This window comes from Lacticaseibacillus saniviri JCM 17471 = DSM 24301 (assembly GCF_001311785.1).
Classification (GTDB): Bacteria; Bacillota; Bacilli; order Lactobacillales; family Lactobacillaceae; genus Lacticaseibacillus; species Lacticaseibacillus saniviri.
The window spans coordinates 1-1,635 of record NZ_BBBX01000058.1; the positions used below are offsets into that span (position 1 = coordinate 1).

The window sequence follows — 1,635 nt, forward strand, 5'->3', positions numbered from 1 at the left end:
GATTAGCACGTTTGTGATTCATGACGACGATGATTTTTATAATGAGGTATCGGACGTTTACACGACGGAGGTAGACGACGATGACTAGCAAAGAGTTTGCAATTGAACTAGATGTTAATGATATGGAGACCAACATCTACATGCGGGTGACTCGTGACGATTTAACTGCTATCAGTGCTGGCATTCAAGAACTACTGGATAACCCCATTGACCCGGATGTACATGATTTCTATCGACAGTCTATCGTTGATGAATTTGCCGATGAGAAGGTAACGCTAACTGTGCTAACGATTGGCCTACACAAATTTGAGGCTTTTAATGACTGACAACGTAAATCACCCAAACCGCTACAACCACGGTGGAATAGAAACCATCGATGTGATCCAGGGCGCGATGACGGCCGAAGAGTTTCGGGGATTTCTCAAGGGCAACATCGTTAAATACATTAGCCGGGCAGATTACAAGAACGGTGTGGAGGACCTTGAGAAAGCACGCTGGTATCTGGATAAGCTGACCGAAGCGCATAACCGCGCAGTCGATGATACGCCTTATGGCATGCCGCTTATTAGCTTAAGGGATGAGGAGGATTAGCGATGAATAAACATGAATTGATTTTTAAAATCAAAGAGGCATTCACATCGTTGAATTCTGATGCTCCAGCTTTGGATACCGCCTGGGTTATGGGACAGGTCGAAGAGTACGTGAAGTCATTACAGCCAGCCAAGGAAGTGATTCCACTGAAGTGGGCGGAGTACATTGAACGAAGAAGAGACATTGGTGGCAAGGATGATGAGATTATCTATGAAGCATCAATTATTTAGAGATTAGCTTCGATGATGGATCATATGACAGGTTTATTAAAGCTGTTGTTAATGGATATGAAGTCGAACCGGAGAAGAAATATTTGTTGCCAATACCAAGCGCATTCAATGACGACATTAATGCGGGTCTCCACCGTTATGCGAGCCGTCAAACTAATGGCCTACCTGGTGATTATTGGGATACAAGCGAGCATATTTTTAAGAGTGAAGCTCAAGATAAACCAAATTTGTTCATCACACAAAGACAGATTGATTCAGCACCCGATTGGGTAAAGGCATTGAAGCCGGTGGGGGTCAAGGAAGATGAGGGGCAATACTAATTGATTGGAGGTGAACTCACTGGAACAACTGAGCAAAACGAAGTTAGCAATCCTTGACGATAAATTCATCGAATATCAGTCAGTAGATCGTGATATCTCACGTCGTAAGTTTGAACTCACTTATCCATGGACACCGAGTGTTGAACATGTGGGTGGACGGTCAGCAGGCATCACTAAACCACAAGAGCGCCTGTATGAGATGTTTGACAGTGACATCCGCCTAACTTATCTATATCGGCTAAAGGCGGAGTGCGAGCGTGCTATCGAGCGTTTCGACGATGAGCAGTTAGAGATATATCAGTTGCGATACACGACTGACAACTACCACGGGTGGGATGAGGTAGGTGATTTATTACATTACGGTCATACAACTATCTATCGCAAGCGTTATGCGTTGCTGAACATTCTTGCCAAAGAGTCAGGGTTGATTTAAAGATGGTACTAGAATCGGTAGTTGTACCACCTATAATCGTGTAAATTGATAGTATCGAATA

General features: G+C 43.9%; 5 protein-coding genes. All 5 read left to right on the forward strand.

Annotated features, from left to right (window positions below; genetic code table 11):
• Nucleotides 1–80: 80 nt before the first annotated feature.
• From JCM17471_RS13090 to JCM17471_RS13110, 5 genes are read left to right on the forward strand one after another with little or no spacing between them, the layout of a single operon-like run.
• Nucleotides 81–326, forward strand: coding sequence for a hypothetical protein (locus JCM17471_RS13090; protein ID WP_054778166.1), 246 nt, complete (start codon nucleotides 81–83; stop codon nucleotides 324–326).
• Nucleotides 319–591 carry a DUF3310 domain-containing protein gene (locus JCM17471_RS13095; RefSeq protein WP_054778167.1) on the forward strand — a complete coding sequence of 91 codons (273 nt, stop codon included), beginning with the start codon at nucleotides 319–321 and terminating at the stop codon, nucleotides 589–591. Before JCM17471_RS13090 ends, JCM17471_RS13095 begins: the two co-directional genes overlap by 8 nt.
• 2 nt (nucleotides 592–593) lie before the next feature.
• A complete protein-coding gene (locus JCM17471_RS13100; RefSeq protein WP_054778168.1) occupies nucleotides 594–821 on the forward strand; it encodes a hypothetical protein in 228 nt (75 codons plus the stop codon).
• A 2-nt stretch (nucleotides 822–823) separates the two neighbouring features.
• Complete coding sequence (locus JCM17471_RS13105) at nucleotides 824–1,141, forward strand: DUF1642 domain-containing protein (RefSeq protein WP_225354316.1); 318 nt, start codon at nucleotides 824–826, stop codon at nucleotides 1,139–1,141.
• 10 nt (nucleotides 1,142–1,151) lie between these two features.
• Complete coding sequence (locus tag JCM17471_RS13110; protein WP_162260354.1) at nucleotides 1,152–1,574, forward strand: DUF722 domain-containing protein; 423 nt, start codon at nucleotides 1,152–1,154, stop codon at nucleotides 1,572–1,574.
• The last annotated feature ends 61 nt before the right edge of the window (nucleotides 1,575–1,635 follow it).

Excerpts from the sequence above, each read along its gene's own strand:
- JCM17471_RS13090 (WP_054778166.1), top strand. The coding sequence starts at position 81 with ATGACTAGCAAAGAGTTTGCAATTGAACTAGATGTTAATGATATGGAG.
- JCM17471_RS13095 (WP_054778167.1), top strand. The coding sequence starts at position 319 with ATGACTGACAACGTAAATCACCCAAACCGCTACAACCACGGTGGAATA.
- JCM17471_RS13100 (WP_054778168.1), top strand. The coding sequence starts at position 594 with ATGAATAAACATGAATTGATTTTTAAAATCAAAGAGGCATTCACATCG.